This window comes from Brevundimonas sp. UBA7534, assembly GCF_002479325.1.
Classification (GTDB): Bacteria; Pseudomonadota; Alphaproteobacteria; order Caulobacterales; family Caulobacteraceae; genus Brevundimonas.
In genome coordinates, this window is sequence record NZ_DLMO01000165.1 from 391 (window position 1) to 727 (window position 337).

Sequence of the window (337 nt, forward strand, 5' to 3'; positions counted from 1 at the left end):
CCGAGACGGCCCGGGCCCATATCGGCAACCTGTTCCTGACGCCGCCCAGCCTGAGCCAGCACGCCGGCCTGGTCGCCATGGACGCGACCGATGAACTGGAAGGCCATATCCGAACCTACGCGCGCAACCGCGACCTGATGCTGGAGGCCCTGCCCGCCCTGGGGCTTCGCCGGATCGCGCCGCCGGACGGCGCCTTCTACATCTGGGCCGACATCGGCCATCTGACCGACGACAGCCTGGCCTTCTGCGAGCGGATGCTGCGCGACACCGGCGTGGCCACGGCGCCCGGCGTCGATTTCGATCCGGTCGAGGGCCGTCGCTTCATCCGCTTCAGCTT

The 337-nt window shown here is 69.7% G+C and carries 1 protein-coding gene; it reads left to right on the forward strand.

Going from position 1 to position 337, the window contains the following annotated elements; all coding sequences use genetic code 11:
• The coding region (locus B2U11_RS13995) for an aminotransferase class I/II-fold pyridoxal phosphate-dependent enzyme (RefSeq protein ID WP_292072607.1) at positions 1-337 on the forward strand (337 nt) is incomplete at both ends.